General features: G+C 47.3%; 2 protein-coding genes. One reads left to right on the forward strand and one right to left on the reverse strand.

What is annotated here, in order from left to right:
• A partial coding sequence (locus F6K53_RS44805) for a PLP-dependent transferase (RefSeq protein WP_293087518.1) occupies nt 1-398 on the forward strand: 398 nt, incomplete at its 5' end.
• A 432-nt stretch (nt 399-830) separates the two neighbouring features.
• Here the strand turns inward: F6K53_RS44805 and F6K53_RS44810 are convergent.
• Nucleotides 831-926: a hypothetical protein gene (locus F6K53_RS44810; protein WP_293087521.1), complete on the reverse strand. Its 96-nt coding sequence runs from the start codon at nt 924-926 to the stop codon at nt 831-833.
• Nucleotides 927-1,100: the final 174 nt, after the last annotated feature.

Consider the following 1,100-nt stretch of genomic DNA (forward strand, 5'->3'; position numbering starts at 1 on the left):
TGCGGAGCATTCAGACCTTACCCTACCGCATGAGAGCTCATTCAGAAAATGCCTTGAAGGTGGCACGGTTTTTAGAAGAACACTCCCAAGTAGAAGCTGTTCATTATCCGGGATTGCCAAACCATCGAGGACATAGAATTGCTGCTGCTCAGATGAACCTGTTTGGGGGTATGATTTCTTTCCAGGTGAAAGGAAACAGGGAAAATGCCTTTGCCTTTACTGGCAAGGTCAAGGTATTTACACGAGCCACTAGCTTAGGTGGTGTCGAGAGTTTAGTCGAACATCGTGCTTCCATGGAATTTCCTGGTACCCGAACCCCAGACAATCTGTTACGGATGTCTGTTGGTCTTGAACATACTGACGATTTACTAGAAGATCTCGCCCAAGCTTTAGGTTAGTGAGGCTAGACAAGATAATTGGGTGGTAGGTAATAGGTTCTTCAGTACCTTTTATGCTAAATCGACAGTTAAACAACTCATAAAGCTTACTTTACAAGCGGTGCAGTGGCCTCACGGCGAGGCAGCGCGGTCTTGGGGGTTTCCCCCATGAGCGACTGCCGTGGTTTCCCCCACTCGCGCTTTGCATCAAGACAGAAAACTTATGCTATTCAACTAAAAAATTTTTTTCAATACGGGCTCTTGCCACTGTTCCGTTCACCTTTGGCCGTAGGCCACGCGGGGCGCGTTCGCGCAGCGTCTGGCTCTGCCAGTAAGCGTGGCTCACTTGCCTTAGCTCCCTTTTCCAAAGTGTTTATTTAGCATCACAAGTACTGAAGAGCCTTGTTTATTCAGTTTTAACTTGGTTTTGAAGGCTCTGAGCATAATTCGTGATCATTCTTGTCTCCGTTGTCGAGATGGTGTTTTTATCCCTTGGATAATTCCTGGCTTTTCCCATCTAGCTAAAGTCCTGACGTTAACGCCTAGCAACTCAGCGGCTTCAAAGGGGTTTAATGTACTTGCTCAGCTGAGCGACCTTCTAGCGGCAGCACTCACCCAATCAACGAAAAAAGTCAAAAAGACAAAACAAACCAGCGTCACGCCCACACTGCGATAATCAAAGCTGCTCAGTTGTTCGGTCAACAACACCCCTAATCCTCCAGC

This window comes from Moorena sp. SIO4A1, from assembly GCF_010672065.1.
Classification (GTDB): Bacteria; Cyanobacteriota; Cyanobacteriia; order Cyanobacteriales; family Coleofasciculaceae; genus Moorena.